The 17,551-nt window shown below is 75.0% G+C and carries 13 protein-coding genes; 10 read left to right on the forward strand and 3 right to left on the reverse strand.

The features are described from left to right. Positions 1-348 precede the first annotated feature (348 nt). From ACFWI8_RS16215 to nudC, 4 genes are all read left to right on the forward strand, one after another. Entirely contained in the window at positions 349-681 is a 333-nt protein-coding gene (locus ACFWI8_RS16215) for an MGMT family protein (protein WP_387091440.1), read from the forward strand. A gap of 98 nt (positions 682-779) precedes the next feature. Next, entirely contained in the window at positions 780-4,043 is a 3,264-nt protein-coding gene (locus ACFWI8_RS16220; RefSeq protein WP_387091165.1) for an ATP-dependent helicase, read from the forward strand. A 59-nt stretch (positions 4,044-4,102) separates the two neighbouring features. After that, a complete protein-coding gene (locus ACFWI8_RS16225; protein WP_387091168.1) occupies positions 4,103-7,372 on the forward strand; it encodes an ATP-dependent helicase in 3,270 nt (1,089 codons plus the stop codon). A gap of 10 nt (positions 7,373-7,382) precedes the next feature. Then, positions 7,383-8,309, forward strand: coding sequence for an NAD(+) diphosphatase (nudC, locus tag ACFWI8_RS16230; protein WP_387091171.1), 927 nt, complete (start codon positions 7,383-7,385; stop codon positions 8,307-8,309). A 30-nt stretch (positions 8,310-8,339) separates the two neighbouring features. Here the strand turns inward: nudC and ACFWI8_RS16235 are convergent, their stop codons facing one another. Continuing rightward, on the reverse strand, positions 8,340-8,612 hold the full coding sequence (locus ACFWI8_RS16235; RefSeq protein WP_387091174.1) for a glutaredoxin family protein: 273 nt from the start codon (positions 8,610-8,612) through the stop codon (positions 8,340-8,342). 132 nt (positions 8,613-8,744) lie between these two features. Between ACFWI8_RS16235 and ACFWI8_RS16240 the strand changes: the two genes are divergently transcribed. From ACFWI8_RS16240 to ACFWI8_RS16255, 4 genes are all read left to right on the forward strand, one after another. Continuing rightward, complete coding sequence (locus tag ACFWI8_RS16240) at positions 8,745-10,982, forward strand: ATP-dependent DNA helicase UvrD2 (protein WP_387091177.1); 2,238 nt, start codon at positions 8,745-8,747, stop codon at positions 10,980-10,982. Between the two features lie 167 nt (positions 10,983-11,149). Then, positions 11,150-11,467 (forward strand): hypothetical protein, encoded by a 318-nt coding sequence (locus tag ACFWI8_RS16245; RefSeq protein WP_387091180.1) that lies wholly within the window; start codon positions 11,150-11,152, stop codon positions 11,465-11,467. A gap of 120 nt (positions 11,468-11,587) precedes the next feature. Then, the gene (locus tag ACFWI8_RS16250) at positions 11,588-11,947 is read left to right on the forward strand and encodes a WhiB family transcriptional regulator (RefSeq protein ID WP_387091183.1); all 360 of its coding nucleotides are present in this window, start codon (positions 11,588-11,590) and stop codon (positions 11,945-11,947) included. Continuing rightward, on the forward strand, positions 11,944-12,264 hold the full coding sequence (locus ACFWI8_RS16255) for a hypothetical protein (protein ID WP_387091186.1): 321 nt from the start codon (positions 11,944-11,946) through the stop codon (positions 12,262-12,264). The genes ACFWI8_RS16250 and ACFWI8_RS16255 overlap by 4 nt, the downstream gene beginning before the upstream one ends. A gap of 71 nt (positions 12,265-12,335) precedes the next feature. Here ACFWI8_RS16255 and ACFWI8_RS16260 read toward each other — a convergent pair whose 3' ends face one another. Together ACFWI8_RS16260 and ACFWI8_RS16265 are read right to left on the reverse strand one after the other, a co-directional pair. After that, the gene (locus ACFWI8_RS16260; protein ID WP_387091189.1) at positions 12,336-13,709 is read right to left on the reverse strand and encodes an ABC1 kinase family protein; all 1,374 of its coding nucleotides are present in this window, start codon (positions 13,707-13,709) and stop codon (positions 12,336-12,338) included. A gap of 78 nt (positions 13,710-13,787) precedes the next feature. Continuing rightward, positions 13,788-14,870 (reverse strand): ThiF family adenylyltransferase, encoded by a 1,083-nt coding sequence (locus ACFWI8_RS16265; RefSeq protein WP_387091191.1) that lies wholly within the window; start codon positions 14,868-14,870, stop codon positions 13,788-13,790. A gap of 230 nt (positions 14,871-15,100) precedes the next feature. Here ACFWI8_RS16265 and ACFWI8_RS16270 point away from each other — a divergent pair, with 230 nt between their 5' ends. Continuing rightward, on the forward strand, positions 15,101-15,652 hold the full coding sequence (locus tag ACFWI8_RS16270) for a M48 family metallopeptidase (protein ID WP_387091443.1): 552 nt from the start codon (positions 15,101-15,103) through the stop codon (positions 15,650-15,652). Positions 15,653-15,728: 76 nt separating this feature from the next. After that, positions 15,729-17,543, forward strand: a complete 1,815-nt coding sequence (locus ACFWI8_RS16275; protein ID WP_387091194.1) for a TerD family protein — start codon at positions 15,729-15,731, stop codon at positions 17,541-17,543. Positions 17,544-17,551: the final 8 nt, after the last annotated feature.

The following is a 17,551-nucleotide window of genomic DNA, read 5'->3' on the forward strand; positions in this document are numbered from 1 at the left end:
CGCGGGCGGCGCCCCCCCCTGGCCGCCCGCCGCCGGCGCGCCGCTTCGCGCTGCCGGCGTCCGGCGGACGCTCATCGTCGGCCGTGCCGCCCTCCGCGCCCCCGGCGCGGTCGGCGCTCGCGCGCCCCGCGCGCGGAGCGTGGCCGTCCCCGACCGCAGCCGTGGACGGCCACCCGCCGCCGACAGGCGGTTTCGCGTTCTCTTCCTCGCCCCGTATCACTGGCCGCTTCCCTGAAAGTCCCCTCTGGCAGGAGCTGTCGACCAGCTCTCCCCCCTGCCCTTGGGACGATAGTGACACGAGAGACGTGCCGAGGAGCGCGGTCCGTGACATACGGCACCATGGGCGCCATGGCCGGCCACGCAGAGACCCACCGACTTCCGGAGTACGCCGATCGGGTGTTGACCGCCGTGGAGGGCATCCCGCCGGGTCGCGTGCTGACCTACAAGGACGTCGCCGAGTGGGTCGGCGAGGGCGGCCCGCGCCAGGTCGGGCGCGTGATGGCGGTCTACGGCGGCGCCGTCCCGTGGTGGCGCGTGGTGCGCGCCGACGGCCGGCCGTTGCCCGGGCACGAGCGCCGCGCGTTGGAGCACTACCGGGCCGAGGGCACGCCGTTGCGCGCGCTGGCCGACGGCACGCAGCGGCTCGACATGCGGCGGGCGCGTTGGGACGGCCGTGGCTGAGGCCGGTACCGATCTCACACCCACCAGCTTCCGCCATTCCGTCGCGTCCCGGGGGCCGACTGGCGTACCGTCTCCCCAACCGTCACCGAGAATCCGCGATGCACGTGAGCCTCTCCGTCCCGTCCACTGACCGCCCACCGTCCGCGCCGGGAGCGTATCGACTGGTACGCACCCCGGTCGTCGACGCGCGTGTCCCTGCTGTTGACGCAAGCCAGCGCGCGGTGGTTGACCACCCCGGGGGACCGCTGCTCGTGCTCGCGGGCCCGGGCACCGGCAAGACCACCACGCTGGTGGAGTCCGTCGCCCGGCGCGTGGACGACGGCACAGAGCCCGAGCGGATCCTGGTGCTCACCTTCAGCCGGAAGGCCGCGGCCGAGCTGCGGGGCCGGATGACGGCCCGCATGGGAGGTCGTTCCCCGCGGGCCACCACTTTCCACTCCTTCGCCTACGCCTTCGTCCGTGCCCACCAGGACCGCGAGCTCTACGCCGAGCCGCCGCGCCTGCTCTCCGGGCCAGAACAGGACCTCTACCTGCGCGAACTGCTCGCCGGCCACCGGGACCCCGACTGGCGGGGGGACGGCGTCGACTGGCCGGACGAGTTGCGCGCCGCGCTCACCACCCGCGGGTTCGCGGACGAGCTGCGCGCCGTCCTCGCGCGCTCCCGCGAGCTGGGGCTCGACCCCGAGACGCTCGCCTCGTTCGCCCGCGACACCGGGCGCGACGACTGGGCGGCCGCCGCCGACTTCCTCACCGAGTACCTGGACGTCACCGAGGCCCAGGGTGTGCTCGACTACACGGAGCTGGTGCGTGGCGCCGTCCGGCTCGCCGAGCGGCCCGAGGTCGCCGCCGCCGTCCGCGCCCGCCACGACGCGGTCTTCGTCGACGAGTACCAGGACACCGATCCGGCACAGGTGGCGCTGTTGCGCGCGCTGGCGGGCGACGGCCGCGACCTGGTGGTGTTCGGCGACCCCGACCAGTCCATCTACGCCTTCCGCGGCGCCGACGTGAACGGGATCCTCGGCTTCCCCGACGTCTTCCGCACCCGCGCCGGGGCGCCCGCGCCCGTCGCCGTGCTGGACACCAACCGGCGCAGCGGCGCCGCGCTGTTGGCCGCCACCCGGCTGCTCACCCAGCGGATGCCGCTGGCCAGGCTGCCGGCCGACGCCGTCCGCCGGCACCGGGCGCTGACGGCCGAGCGCGCCGGCGGCCGGGTCGAGACCTTCACCTTCCCGACGCCGGGCGCCGAACTGGACAACATCGCCGACCTGCTGCGCCGCGCGCACCTGGAGGACGGCGTGCCGTGGGGCGAGATGGCCGTGCTGGTGCGCGCCGGCTCGCGCTCCATCCCGGGCGTGCGCCGGGCGCTCACCTCGGCCGGTGTGCCGCTCGAGGTCGACGGCGACGACCTGCCGCTGCGCCAGGAGCCGGCCGTCGCGCCGCTGCTCACCGCGCTGCGCGCCGTCGCTGAGCCGCCGGGGACCGAGCAGGCGCTCCCGCCGGAGACCGCGCTCACACTGCTCACCTCGCCGCTCGGCGGCATGGACGCCGCCGACCTGCGGCGCCTCGGCCGCGCGCTGCGCAACGAGGAGCGGGCCGCGGGCGTCGCGGTGCCGGCGCCGTCCGACGAGCTGATCGCGCGGGCGCTCGCCGAGCCGGAGCGGCTCGTCACGCACGAGCCGGCGTACGCCGGGGGCGCGCAGCGGCTGGGGCTGCTGCTCCGCAAGGCGCGCGAGCTGCTGGCCGGCGGCGGCAGCGCCGAGGAGGCCCTGTGGCTGCTGTGGGACGGCACCTCGTGGCCGGCCAGGCTGGAGCGGGCGGCCAGGCGCGGCGGAGCCGCCGGGCGGAACGCGGACCGTGACCTGGACGCCATCTGCGCGCTCTTCGAGGCCGCGGCGCGCGCCGAGGAGCGCCTCGGCGGCCGAGGGGCGCGCAACTTCCTGGAGGAGCTGGACGCGCACGACATCGCCGCCGACACCCTCGCCGCGCGCGCCGTCCGCCCGGACGCGGTGCGGCTGATGACCGCGCACCGGGCCAAGGGCCTCGAATGGTCGTTCGTGGTGGTCGCCGGCGTGCAGGAGGGCCTCTGGCCCGACCTGCGGCGGCGCGGCTCGCTGCTGGAGGCCGACCGGATCGGGCGCGACGGGCTCGCCGAGCCGCTGAGCCCCGGCGCGCTGCTTGCCGAGGAGCGGCGGCTGTTCTACGTGGCCGCGACCCGGGCGAGGGACCGCCTGGTGGTGACGGCCGTGCAGGGCGCGGACGACGGCGACCAGCCGTCCCGCTTCCTGCGGGACCTCGGCGTCGAGCCGCGGGAGGTCAGCGGTCGGCCGCACCGACCGCTGGCGCTGGCCGCGATGGTCGCCGAGCTGCGCGCCACCACCGTCGATCCGGCCGCGTCGCCCGCGCTGCGCAGGGCCGCGGCCCGGCGGCTCGCCGACCTGGCCGCGCTGCGGGACGAGGAGGGGCATCCGCTGGCGCCCGCGGCGCACCCGGAGCGGTGGTGGGGGCTGCGCGCCCCCAGCAGCTCCGCGGCGCCGCTGCGCGACCCGGAGCGCCCGGTGGCGTTGACCGGCAGCGCGCTCGACCAGCTGGTCAACACCTGCTCGCTGCAGTGGTTCCTGGGCCGCGAGGTGCACGCCGACGCGCCGGCTACCGCCGCCCAGGGCTTCGGCAACGTGCTGCACGTGCTCGCCGACGAGGTCGCCTCCGGCACCACGCCGGCCGACCTCGCGGTGCTGATGGAACGCCTCGACACCGTCTGGGACGGTCTCGCCTTCGAGGCGCCCTGGCAGTCGCGCCGCGAACAGACCGAGGCGCGGGCCGCGTTGGAGCGCTTCCTGCGCTGGCACGTGCTGCAGAGCCGGGACGGCCGCGAACCCGCCGCCAGCGAGCAGGAGTTCGAGGTCACGCTGCCGGCCGGCGAGCACCAGGTGCGGATCCGCGGCGTGCTCGACCGGGTCGAGCGGGACGCCGAGGGCCGGGTCTACGTCGTGGACTTCAAGACCGGCCGTACCAGGCCCACCAAGGCCGAGGTCGAGCGGCACCCGCAGCTCGCCGTCTACCAGCTCGCGGTGCGGGACGGCGAGGCGGTGGCCGGGGAGCCACGCGGAGAACTCGCCGGCGCCGAACTGGTCCACCTGCGGCAGGGCGCGCCCAAACGGGACGGCGGTGACGCGCTGCCCACCGTGCAGCGGCAGCCGCCGCTCGACCCGACCAACGGCGAGTGGGTCGGCGAACTCCTGGCCACCGCGGCCGGGAAGGTGCTCGACGAGCGGTTCTCGCCGGCCGCCGGACAGCACTGCGGCAGCTGCGCCTTCCGGGGCGCGTGCAGCGCCAGGCCGGAGGGGCGACAGGTGGTGGAGTAGCGCCGCCCGCCCCCCGCCGTCGGTGAGGGCTGTCGGTGGGGGCGACTAGGGTTCCTCGGGTGCCCGCCAGACTCACCGACCCCGAGGAGCTCAAGGAGCTGCTCGGGATCCCTTTCACCCCTGAGCAGTTGGCGTGCATCACCGCGCCCCCCGAGCCACAGGCGATCGTGGCCGGCGCCGGCTCGGGCAAGACGACGGTGATGGCGGCGCGGGTGGTGTGGCTGACCGGCACCGGGCAGGTGGCGCCCGAGCGGGTGCTCGGCCTCACCTTCACCAACAAGGCGGCGGGCGAGCTTTCGGAGCGGGTCCGCAAGGCCCTCGCCAGGGCCGGCATCACGGACCCCGCGGCCGAGCCCGGCGAGTCCGGGGAGCCGGGCGGCGAGCCGCGGATCTCCACCTACCACGCGTTCGCCGGCCAGTTGCTGCGCGACCACGGGCTGCGGCTCGGCATCGAACCAGCCGCCAGGCTGCTGGCCGACGCCGGCCGCTTCCAGCTGGCGGCCGAGGTGCTGCGCTCGGCGCCGCCCGACTTCGAGCCGCCCGGTGTCTCGTTCACTACGCTGGTCACCGACCTCATCGCGCTCGAAGGCGAGTTGTCCGAGCACCTGGTGAGCCCCGAGCGGCTGCGCGCCTTCGACACCGCGCTGCTCGCCGAGCTCGAGCGCGCCGAGCTCACCAACGCCGACCTGCGCCTGGTGCCGCAGACGGCGCTCGGCCGCGGCCAACTGCTCGGCGTCGTCGAGGAGTACCGGGCCCGCAAACGCGCCCGCGACCTGCTGGACTTCGGCGACCAGATCGCGCTCGCCGCCGCGCTGGCCCGCGAGGTGCCCGAGGTCGGGCGGCTGCTGCGCGAGGAGTTCGCCGTGGTGCTGCTCGACGAGTACCAGGACACCTCCGTCGCCCAGCGCGTGATGCTGGCCGGCCTGTTCGGCGGCGGCACCGGCCACGCCGTCACCGCCGTCGGCGACCCGTGCCAGGCCATCTACGGCTGGCGCGGCGCCTCCGTCGCCAACCTCGACGACTTCCCGGAACACTTCCCGCTGCGCGACGGCTCGCCCGCCCACCGGCACAGCCTCAGCGAGAACCGCCGCAGCGGCGGCCGGCTGCTCACCCTCGCCAACGGCCTGTCCGCGCCGCTGCGCGAGCGGCACCCGGCCGTCGTCCCGCTCCGCCCGGCCGAGGGCGCCGAGCTCGCCGGCGTCGTGCGCTGCGCCCTGCACACCACGTACGCCGAGGAGCTGGCCTGGCTGGCCGACGCGATCGCGCACCGGGTCGCGACGGGCACCCCGCCGGGCGAGATCGCCGTGCTGTGCCGCACGGCCGCCGAGTTCGCCGACATCCAGCGGGTGCTGGTGGAGCGCGACGTGCCGGTCGAGGTGGTGGGCCTCGCCGGGTTGCTGCACCTGCCCGAGGTCGCCGACCTGGTGGCCGTCTGCCAGGTGCTCGCCGACCCGACCGCCAACGCGGCGCTGGTGCGGCTGCTGACCGGCCCGCGCTGGCGGATCGGCCCGCGCGACCTGGCGCTGCTCGGCCGGCGCGCCCGGCTGCTGGTGCGCCGGGTGGACGAGGGGGCCGGCGAGGGCGAGCGTCTCGCGGCCGCCGTCGAGGGCACCGACCCGGCCGAGATCACCTCGCTCGCCGACGCGCTCGACACCTTCGTCGACGGCGGCCCTGGCGGCGGGGACGACGACGGGCTGCCGTTCTCCGCCGAGGCGCGCGTCCGCTTCGCCCACCTGGCCGCCGAGATCCGGGAGCTGCGGCGCTCGCTCGGCGACCCGCTGATGGACGTGCTGCACCGGGTGCTGGCCGTCACCGGGCTCGAGGTGGAGCTGTCCGCCTCCCCACAGGCGCTCGCGGCCCGCCGCCGGGAGACGCTCAGCGCCTTCCTCGACGTGGCCGCCGGCTTCGCCGCCGGGCGGGCCGGCACCGCCGTCGACGGCGAGGCCACGCTGCCGGCCTTCCTCGGCTTCCTGCGCGCCGCCGCCCAGTACGACAAGGGGCTCGACGGCTCGCTGCCCGGCGGCGAGGACACCGTGAAGGTGCTCACCGCGCACAAGGCCAAGGGCCTGGAGTGGGACGTGGTCGCCCTGCCCGGGCTGTGCGCGGGCGTCTTCCCCGCCAGGTCCTCCCGCGACTCCTGGCTGCGGCAGGCCAGGACGCTGCCGCACCCGCTGCGCGGCGACGCCGGGACGCTGCCCGCGATCGAGGAGTGGACGGCGCCGGCGCACAAGGAGTACGTGGCCGCCGTCGCCGAGCAGCTGCGTCTTGAGGAGCTGCGGCTCGGCTACGTCGCCTTCACCAGGCCGCGCGCCGTGCTGCTCGGCTCCGGGCACTGGTGGGGGCCGAGCCAGAAGAAGCGGCGCGGCCCCTCGGACTTCCTGACCGCGCTGCGCGCCCACTGCGAGGCTGGCCCCGACCACGGCGAGGTCGAGGTCTGGGCGGACGAGCCGCCGGAGGACGCGGAGAACCCGGCGCTCGCCGCCCCCGAGCGCGACCTGGCGTGGCCGCTGCCGCTCGACCCGGTCGCCCTCGAACGGCGCAGGGCGGCGGCCGGCGCGGTGCTGGCCCGGCTGGCGGGAAAGACCCCGGAACCGGACCCGGAGGAGGACGAGCTCACCCCGGAGGAGCAACGCACCGTGGCTTCCTGGGACCGTGACCTGGCGGCGCTGACGGGCGAGCTGCGACAGGCCAGGTCGGCGGTCCGCGAGGTGCCGCTGCCGCTTAACCTCTCGGCCTCGCAGGTGCAGCGGCTCGCGGCCGACCCGGACGGCTTCGCCCGGGAGCTGGCCAGGCCCATGCCGCGCCCGCCACAGCCGGCGGCCCGCCGCGGCACCCGGTTCCACGCCTGGGTCGAGTCCCGGTTCGAGGAGGTGCCGCTGCCCATGCTCGGCCTGGACGAGCTGCCGGGTGGCGAGCCGGACGCCGACTCCGAGATCAGGGACGAGCGGGACCTGGAGGCGCTGAAGGAGGCCTTCGCCCGCACGCCGTACGCGGCCCGCCGCCCGTACCGCGTCGAGGCGCCGTTCCAGATCCAGCTCGCCGGCCGGGTGATCAGCGGCCGCATCGACGCCGTCTACCGCACGCCGAGCGGCGGCTTCGAGATCATCGACTGGAAGACGGCGCGCCGCCAGGAGGCCGACCCGCTCCAGCTGGCGATCTACCGACTGGCCTGGGCCGAGCGGCACGGGCTGCGGCTCGGGCAGGTCAGCGCGGCCTTCCTCTACGTGCGCAGCGGCGAGTTGGTGCGGCCGAGCGTGCTGCCCGGCAGGCGCGGAATCGAGCGGTTGCTGCTGGGGGAGGATTCCTGGGAGCCCAACGAGCCCGGTTAGGCTTCTGAGTATGCGTACCACCTCGGACAACGCGGTCCAGCCGATCCCTCTCACCGGCACCGGCGGCATCGACCGCGGCACCGGGCACCGCCTCGACGAGGCGTGGCTGGGGGCGGCCTGGAGCCATCCCACCACCCGGGTGTTCGTGGTCTCCGGCGGCCAGGCGCTGATCGAGGACACCGACGACGGGCGGACCGAGCTGGTCATGATGCCGTCGTTCGACGCCCCGCTCACCGAGGCCCACCGGTACTTCCTGGGCACCGACGCCGCCGGCGTGCGGTACTTCGCGCTCCAGAAGGACGCGCTGCCGGGCCGCATGGACGAGGCGGCGCGGCCCGCCGGGCTGCGCGAGGCGGCCGCGCTGCTGTCCGACCGGGACAACGCGCTGCTGGTGCACGCCGTGGCCCTGGAGAACTGGCAGCGGCTGCACCGCTTCTGCTCGCGCTGCGGCGAGCGCACCGTGATCGCGGCGGCCGGCCACATCAGGCGCTGCCCGGCGTGCGGCGCCGAGCACTACCCGCGCACCGACCCGGCCGTGATCATGTTGGTGCTCGACGAGGACGACCGGGCGCTGCTCGGCCGGCAGATGCACTGGCCCAAGGGCCGCTTCTCGACCCTGGCCGGCTTCGTGGAGCCGGGGGAGTCGATCGAGGAGGCCGTGATACGCGAGGTCCACGAGGAGGTCGGCGTCGCGATCGGCGAGGTGTCGTACGTCGCCAGCCAGCCGTGGCCGTTCCCGTCCAGCCTGATGCTCGGCTTCGTGGCGCGCGCCACCTCCTTCGAGCTCCAGGTGGACGGCGAGGAGATCGAGGAGGCCCGCTGGTTCTCGCGGGACGAGCTGCGGGCCGCGATGGAGGCCGGCGACGTGCTGCCGCCGGCCGGGATCTCCATCGCGGCCCGGCTGATCGAGTCCTGGTACGGCAAGCCGCTGGCGTAGCGGGCGCGCCGGCGGCCCGCCTGGCGGGCGTCAGTCCGCGACGGGGGCGCCGACCAGCGCCTCCTTCACCTGCGCCAGGGACGGGTTGGTCATGGTGACCTCGGCGCCGCCCGAGGCGGGCAGGACGACGACGGTCGGCACCGTCTGGTTGCCGTTGTTGGCCTTCTCGACCAGGGCCACCGCGCTCGGGTCCTGCTCGATGTCGATCTCGGTGAAGGCGATGCCCTCGCGCTCCAGCTGGCTCTTGAGCCGGCGGCAGTAGCCGCACCACGCCGTGCTGTACATCGTCACGGTGCCCTGCATCGTGCTGCTCCTTCGTCGTCCCGGTCCGGGTGCTGTTCTGGCACCAGCACAACACACGAGCCGGTACGACGAATTCCACGGGCTGTGGACAACCCGCCCCACGCGCCTCCGGGGACCTGGCAGCATGGCGGGGTGACATCAGCACCGCACGCCTCGCCCCTCCCATCGGAACCCGACCCGTCGGCCGCCGGCTCCGCCGACGCCGTGCTCGCCGGGCTCGATCCGGAGCAGCGCGCGGTGGCCACCACCCTGCACGGGCCGGTGTGCGTGCTGGCCGGCGCCGGCACGGGCAAGACCCGGGCGATCACCCACCGCATCGCCTACGGCGTGCTGGCCGGCGTGTACCAGCCGGCCACGGTGCTCGCCGTCACCTTCACGCAGCGGGCCGCGGGCGAGATGCGCGGGCGGCTGCGCCAGCTCGGCGCGGGCGGCGTCCAGGCGCGCACCTTCCACTCGGCGGCGCTGCGGCAGCTCCAGTACTTCTGGCCGAAGGCGGTGGGCGGCGAGGCACCGCGCCTCGAGGAGCGCAAGATCCAGCTGGTCGCCGAGGCGGCCGCGCGGAACCGGGTGCGCCTGGAGCGGGCCGAGCTCCGGGAGGTCACCGGGGAGATCGAGTGGGCCAAGATGACCCAGACCGTCCCCGAGGAGTACCCGGCGGTGCTCGCCAAGGCCGGCCGCGAGGTGTCGGCCGACCCGGCCCAGGTCAGCCGGATCTACGCCACGTACGAGCAGCTCAAGCGGGACCGCGGGGTGATCGACTTCGAGGACGTGCTGCTGCTGACGGTCGGCATCCTCACCGACCGGCACGACATCGCGGAGACGGTGCGCCGCCAGTACCAGCACTTCGTGGTCGACGAGTACCAGGACGTCAGCCCGCTCCAGCAGCGGCTGCTCCAGCTGTGGCTCGGCGAGCGGGACAGCCTGTGCGTCGTCGGGGACGCCAGCCAGACGATCTACTCCTTCACCGGCGCCACCCCCGAGCACCTGCTCAACTTCCGGCTCCACCACCCGGAGGCCACCGTGGTCAAGCTGGTGCGGGACTACCGCTCCACGCCGCAGGTGGTGCACCTGGCCAACGGGCTGCTCGCCCAGGCCCGTGGCCGGGCCGCGGAGAACCGCCTGGAGCTGGTCTCCCAGCGCCCCGCGGGCCCCGAGCCGGTCTACGCCGAGCACCCGGACGAGCCGGCGGAGGCCGAGGCGACCGCCAGGCGGATCCGCCAGCTGCTGACCCCGGTCGCGGAGGGCGGCGGCGGGGTGCCGGCCAGCGAGATCGCCGTGCTCTTCCGGATCAACGCCCAGTCCGAGATCTACGAGCAGGCCCTCGCCGACGCCGGGGTGCCCTACCAGGTCAGGGGCGCCGAGCGGTTCTTCGAGCGGCCCGAGATCCGGCAGGCCGGTCTCGCGCTGCGCGGCGCGGCCCGCGCCGGGGGGAACGACCGGGTGCTCGAAGAGGCGGCCGACGAGGGCCTGCGCGGGCAGGTGGGCGCCGTGCTGGCCACCGCCGGGTGGACGCCCACGCCGCCCTCGGGCTCCGGCGCGGTCCGCCAGCGGTGGGACTCGCTGAGCTCGCTGGTGCGGCTCGCCGAGGAGTTCGAGCGGTCGAGGCCGGGGGCCACGCTGCGGGACTTCGTGGCCGAGCTCGACGAGCGGGCCGCCGCCCAGCACGCGCCGACCGTGGAGGGGGTCACGCTGGCCTCGCTGCACACCGCCAAGGGCCTGGAGTGGGACGCGGTGTTCCTGGTCGGCCTGACCGACGGCATGCTGCCGATCACCCACGCCAAGACGCCGGAGCAGATCGAGGAGGAGCGGCGCCTGCTGTATGTGGGCGTCACCAGGGCGCGGCGCGACCTGACGCTGTCCTGGTCGCTGGCGCGCTCTCCCGGCGGCCGTGCCTCGCGCCGGCCGAGCCGCTTCCTCGACGGGCTGCGGCCGGGATCCTCCGCCGCCAGGGGGGCGGGCGCCGGTGGCGGCGGGGGCGTGGAGCGCGGTTCTGGCGCGCGCGGGCGCAGGCAGCGGGGGCCCGTCATGTGCCGGGAGTGCGGGCGAACCCTCACCGAGGCGGCCGAAATCAAGCTGCGGCGTTGCGCGGACTGCCCGTCCTCCATGGACGAGGAGCTGTTCGAGCGGCTGCGGGAGTGGCGGCTCGAGCGGGCGCGGGAGTTGGGCCGCCCGCCGTACACCGTGTTCACCGACGTCACGCTGATGGCGATCGCCGAGAGCGTGCCGGGGTCCGAGCGCGAGCTCGGCCGGATCTCCGGCGTGGGGCCGCACAAGCTGCGTCAGTTCGGGCCCGACGTGCTCGCCATGTGTGCGGGGCAGCCTCTGCCGGAGACCGTTACCGATCCTTCTCCCGAATCCTCGGAAAAATAGTTTGCGCCCGCCGGAGAGGTGCGCATAGCGTGCTCCACACGGCGGCGGAGGAGTCTGCGAAGCAGGCTTCCCATACTCCCCGCGGCCATGCTGTACTGAGCTGTACCGAAGTGCCCGTTGTGAGCAGCTGAGACTGCCCGTCGAGACCTCAGAAGGAGGCGAGTCCCGTGGCCAGCATCACCACCAAAATGATCGACCGCGTGTTCGTCGGCCTCCTCATGTCCGATGGCGCTGTCCGGCTGTCGGGCACCCGTGTGTCCGCCGCCGTGGCCGCGCGTCCGGCCGCCGCCGCGATTCGTGAGGCCTCCGTCAGCGAGCGACCGACCCAGGCGCTCGCAGCGGCAGTGGTAGAGGCCGCCCCCAAGGGGGCCTATGCCACCGCGAACGTGGCCGGCGCCGGAAACCAGCTCTTTGGACAGCAGAAGACCCAGCTTCACACGATGTGGGCCCTCCGCGGGCTCGATCCCTGGAGTGATCCAGCCTGATCGGCGAGATCAGGTCGGCACCTTCCAGGGCCGCGGAACCCACACCGGGATCCGCGGCCCTTCTGTTTTGCCCAGCCAGTTCCGGCCACGAGCCGGAGACCGACTACGACGACACGAGGAATGACCGTGCCACTCGCGCCGTACGCCGCCCGACCTGATCTCAACTCACCACCCGATCCGGAGACTTCTGTGACCCCGCTGTACACGCTGAACGAGCTCGACGAGGCCATCGAGCGGCTCGACGCCGGCGTCCCCTGTCGTTCCTACGACCCCGAGGTGTTCTTCGCGGAGAGCCCGGCGGACGTCGAGTACGCCAAGTCGCTGTGCGGGACCTGCCCGCTGCGCGAGGCCTGCCTGGCCGGCGCCAAGGACCGCCGTGAGCCCTGGGGGGTGTGGGGCGGCGAGCTGTTCGTCCAGGGCGTCGTGGTGCCCCGCAAGCGGCCCCGTGGCCGTCCCCGGAAGAACCCGGTCACGGCATGAGCGTCCCAGGCACCATCGGCCGGCCGGCAGCACACGGCCCTCGACAAGATCCCCCCATGACACGACCCACCGAAGAACCGGCCGCGGCCCGCTCGCCGCGCCAGAAGCTGAACAGGACCAGGAAGTTGCATCTCATCCCAGAAGCGCTCGCTCGCTCCCATATGGCCGAACGAGCCCGCGAAGCGGAGTCCCAACGTGCCGCCGGCCAGCTGGCGCTGGCCAACCGGCTGCACCGCCGCTCGGCCCGCCTCCAGCGGCGTGCCGAGCGCGCCTCCCACCGCGCCCGCCGGGCGCTGGCCCAGGCGGTCATGCAGTAACGCCGCGCTGAACACCGTATGACCCGACCCACACCGACCGGCCGGCCGGTCTGAGCCCGAGAACCCTCGGCTCAGGCCGGCCGGTCCGCTTTCTCCACCGGCTGCTCCACCGGCGGTTCGAACCCCGGCAGGCCGGCGGCCAGCTCGTCCCGCATCCGGACCGTGGCGCCGAGCTGGCACAGCACGCCTATGGTGCTGAGCGTCACCCGGTGGATCAGCAGGTACGAGGGCGGCAGGTTCAGCCGGCGCCCCAACTGGTGGGCCGCCGACCGGGGATCGGCGATCCGGGCCGCCTGCTCCCGCAGCCACTCCCGGCTGAAGGTGAACTCCTCCACCCGCGCCGGCTCGATGATCGGCAGCAGGTAGTCCAGCACCGCCTGCGGGTCGAGCTCGATCGACGGCTTCACGAACCCCTCGGCCACCAGCCGGGCGTGCACCTCCTCCGCCTGCCCGTCGAGCGACATCCGCAGCGCCTCGCCGATCACCGGCGGCAGCCCGCCCGGCAGCCGGTTCACCGCGCCGAAGTCCATGACGCCGAGCCGCCAGGAGGACACCGGCTCCCCGGCCGGCCCCGGCACCAGCCGGAAGTTCCCCGGGTGGGCGTCCGCGTGCAGCAGGCCGGTGCGTGCGGTGCCGGAGAACAGGAAGCGCGCCAGCAACTGCCCCGCCCGGTCCCGCTCCTCCGGGGCGCCCTCGGCGATCACCCGGGACAGCGGTATCCCGTCGAGCCACTCGGTGACCAGCACCTGCTCCCGCTGGCACACCACCCCGGGGACGAGCACCCCGGGATCGTCACGGAACTCCTCCGCGTAGGCCCGCTGTGCCTCCGCCTCCAGGCCGTAGTCCAACTCCTCGGCGACCCGCTCCCGCAACTCCTCGATCAGCGGTTTGAGATCCATGCCGGGGATCAGCGGCCCCAACAGCCGGGCGAAGCGGCCCAGCTGCGTCAGGTCCGACAGCAGGGCCTCGCCCGCCCCCGGATACTGGAGCTTCACGGCCACCTCGCGACCGTCGTGCCAGACGGCCCGGTGCACCTGGCCGATCGAGGCGGCCGCCGCCGGCCGCTCGTCGAACTCCTGGAACAGCTCCCGCCAGTCCTCGCCGAGCCGCTCCGCGAGGGCCGCCCGCACCGAGGCGGTGGGCAACGGCGGCGCCGCGTCCTGGAGCTTGGTCAGCGCGGCCCGGTAGGGGCCGGCCATGGACTCCGGCAACGCCGACTCGAAGACCGAGAGCGCCTGCCCCAGCTTCATCGCGCCGCCCTTGAGCTCGCCGAGCACGCTGAACAGCTGCTCGGCCGTGCGCTGCTGCAGCTCGCTGCCCACCAGCTCGGCGGACCGGCCACCGATCCGCTTCCCCAGACTCCACGTCGCCCGGCCGGCGAAGCTCAGTGGCAGGGTGGCGAGCTTCGCGGTCCTGGTCACCGCCTTACGGGGTAGGTCAGACATGGCGTCCCCTCCAACTCCCATACGCGCGCGCCCCAACCAGGCGGTCGTCGCGGTCCTACCCGCCATTGTGGCCCCTGGTCACGGCGCGCGGGCCGGCTGTGCGGCGCGGCAGGGACACTCGGCGTGCGGCTCGATCGGATGCTCGGCCACCGAGGGGCCGGGCAGCACCAACTCGGTGCGGGTGGCCGGGCCCCGGGGCGCCGTGCCGTCCAGGAAGCCGAGGGCGGCGCAGGCGGCGAGACCGGCCACCGCCGTGGCCAGGGCTCCGTCACAGGCGGGCACGCCTGCCGGGCGCCCGTTCCGCCACTGGCCGACCAGCAGTGGCCAGCCTGGCTCGACGCGAGCCCGGCAGCGCAGCAGGCAGCCGGCGCAGCCCGTGGCCCCCGGCAGCACCAGCGGGCCCACGAAGCCGGTGGCCTCCACCACGCCCGCGTACAGATGGGGTGTGCCGGACGAGACCAGCTCCTCGGCCGGCGCCGGATCGGGGGCGTAGGCCGCGAGACCGTCGCGGGGCGCGAAGATCACCAGCCGCGCCCCCGCCGGCTCGCCCGCGCTGCCCCCCGCCGGGCCGCCCCGGCCGCGGCGCCAGGGCGCCACCGCCCGCAGCAGCCCGCGGGCCGCCACCGATCTCCGCTGCCCGACGTGCTCCGGGCGCGGACCGCCCGCCGTGAGATCCACCGGCTCCACCCGGCCGCCGTCCACCACCTCGACGCGCCCCACGCCCGCCTGGGCCAGCGCCGTGGCGACCGCCATCCCGACCCGGCCGGCGCCCCGCACCTGGACCCAGGCGCGCCGCCGGTCGAGCAGCCGCCGCAGCCCGCCGCCCGGCTCCGGATCAAGCAGCGAGAGCGAGGCCAGGTCCGGCCGCAGCGCCTCCGTGACCTCGGCCGCCGCCTCCCGCTGCGCGGTGGCGTCGTCCAGCACACCGGCCGCGGCGAGCTGGCCGGCGAGCCGGTCGGCCGCCGCCCGGCCGAGGCCGAGCGAGGCGGCGGCCTCGCGCAGCGTGGGCAGCCCACGCGTGCCGTCGAGCAGGGTCAGGAACATCTCGGTCGCCGTGTCCAGCGGGCCGAAGAGCACCGAGTGCGAGGGGGTCACTCCGTAGCGGACGGTGTGGCGGTCGCGCCAGCTGCGGCGGAGGGCGGGCTTGATCATGGGGTGCATGGCGACATGATGCGGCCGGACATCGGGCGCGGGTGTGATGTTTTCCACAGGAAGCGGAGATAGTCCTATAAACAGGGCGCAGCTGTGGACGGTTGGCGCGCGCTCCGCTCTCACCAGCATCTTCAGGCGGGACATATCCGTCTCGCACCGGGTAACGTCGAAGTGTGCCCGGCGAACCGCTGAACACCGCCGGCCCGTCGCAGCGCGTGCCCTCGGCGGGCAGAACGGCGCTGGACACCCACCGGCACGTGTCCGGGCACTCACCCGACCAGGTCGAGGTCCGCCGCAGCTCACGGCGCCGGCGCACGGTCTCCGCCTACCGCGAGGGTGACCGCACCATCGTGCTGATCCCGGCCCGCATGAGCGTGGACGAGGAGCAGCGCTGGGTCTCCGTGATGCTGGACAAGCTCGCGGCCCAGGAAGAGCGTCGGGTCATCGACGACGACGACCTCGCACGCCGCGCGACCGAGCTCTCCGAGCGCTACCTCCAGGGCCGCGCCCGGCCGGACAGCGTCCGGTGGGTCACGAACCAGAACTCGCGCTGGGGCTCGTGCACCCCCGCGCTCGGCAGCATCCGGCTCTCGCACCGCCTCCAGGGCATGCCCGAGTACGTCATCGACTACGTCCTGCTCCACGAGCTGGCCCACCTGCTGGTGCCGGGCCACGGCGACGACTTCTGGCGGCTCCTCGACCGGTACCCGCGCACCGAGCGCGCCCGGGGCTTCCTGGAGGGCGTGGTCGCCGCGGAGCGCCTCCCGTACATTCCGTGGCTGCGGTCCTGATCCTCATCGTCGGTGGCAGCGGTTAGTCTGGCCCCGCCGAAGGTTCGTGGTACCGGATGGGGGGACGGTCGTTCGCATGGTTACGCACTTCAAGCGCGGCCAGAAGGCCAGGCTGAGTGATCTGACGCTCGGCACCGACCTGTACGTGGGCGTGCAGATATCCGGGCCCGGACTCGTCTTCGACATCAGCTGCTTCGGTCTCGACGCGGACGAACGGCTCTCGGACGACCGCTACTTCATCTTCTACAACCAGCCGAAGTCCCCCGAGGAGTCGCTCCAACTGCTGGGCGCCCAGGCGGGGGACACCGAGTCGTTCCGGGTCACGCTCGACCGGGTGCCGGCCTCGGTCCACCGGCTCGCGTTCACGGCGACGATCGACGGCGACGGCACGATGGCGCAGGCCGCGCCCGGCTGCATCCGCATCGTGGCGGGCGGCGAGGAGGTCGCCAGGTACGCGTTCGACGGCTCGGAGTTCAGCAGCGAGCGGGCCGTGATGCTGGGGGACTTCTACCGCAAGGACGGCTGGCGCTTCGCCGCCGTCGGCCAGGGCTTCGACGGCGGCCTCGCGGCGCTCCTGACCCACTTCGGCGGCGAGGTGGAGGAGGACGAGCCAGCGCCAGCGCCGGCGCAGCCGGCGTCCGGGCCACCGCCCTTCGCCGTCCCCGGTGCGGGGGCCTCCGGCGGTCAGGCCGCGGGTGGGCAGGCCGCGCCGCCCTTCGGCGGCCCGCCGCAGCCGGCGTCCGCCGGCGGTGCGCCACCGGCCGCGCCGTTCGGGGTGCCGGGCCAGCCGGCACCGCCTCCCGGCGGCGGCCAACCCGCGCCACCCTTCGGCGGCCCTGCGCCGTCGTCGCCCGGAGGCGGCCATGTCGCACCGCAGGCACCGGTACCGGCTGGTGGCGGCTATGCCGCGCCGCCACCCGGGCAGGGGTTCGCGCCGCCCTTCGGCGGCGCCCCGCAGGGGCCTGGCGGCCATGCCGCGCCCCCACCCGGGCAGGGGTTCGTGCCACCGGGCGTGGCCGGCGGCCCCGTCGCACCGCAGGCGTCGCCACCGGCTGGCGGTGGCTATGCCGTGCCTGCGCCCGCGCAGGGGTTCGCGCCGCCCGGCGTGGGTGGTCCCGCGCCCGCCGGTGGCCCGGTCGCGCCGCCCTTCGGCGGCGCGCCGGGCGGCGGCCCCGTCGTGCCCCCGCAGGGGGCGGGTGGCTTCGGTCAGCCCGGCCAGGGCGCCGCGTCGCTGGGCGGGGTGCTCGAGCGGTACCGGGGCGTGGAGGACGGCCGGCGGTGGAGTCAGCCGAATCCGGAGCTGGTGCGGGTCGACCTCACGCAGGGCGGCGGGCAGCCCGTGCTCGCCCGGCAGGGCAGCATGGTCCTGTACCACGGCGACGTCGACTTCGGTTACAAGAGCTCCGGCTTCCGGGGCCGGATGACCCGCTGGGCCACCGGCGAGGGCATGCCGTCGATGATGCGCTGCACCGGCAACGGGCAGGTGTTCCTGGCCGAGGAGGCCGTCCGGCTGCACCCCGTGGAGTTGCAGGGCGACGCCATCGTCGTCGCCTCGCAGCACGTGCTCGCCTTCGACGAGACCCTGGAGCCCGAGGTGCGTCGGATCGACGGCCACGGCATCCCCGGCGGGTCGCTGTTCGCGCTGCAGTTCCAGGGCCACGGCACCGTCGTCATCACCACCAGGGGCGAGCCGTTGGTGCTGCCGGTCACGCCCATGACCTTCGCCGACGCCAACGCGATCGTCGCCTGGTCGGCCGCCGCCCAGGTGCTGGTGGCCAACCAGGTCCGGCTGCGGCGGCAGGCCTATCCGGGCCACACGGGGGAGACCACCCAGCTCCAGTTCCGCGGGGCCCCCGGGAACTTCGCCATCGTCCAGCCCTACGAGATCTGACGGGAGCC

It is taken from the genome of Streptomyces sp. NPDC127098 (genome assembly GCF_042722465.1).
In the GTDB taxonomy this organism is placed as follows: domain Bacteria; phylum Actinomycetota; class Actinomycetes; order Streptomycetales; family Streptomycetaceae; genus Streptomyces; species Streptomyces millisiae.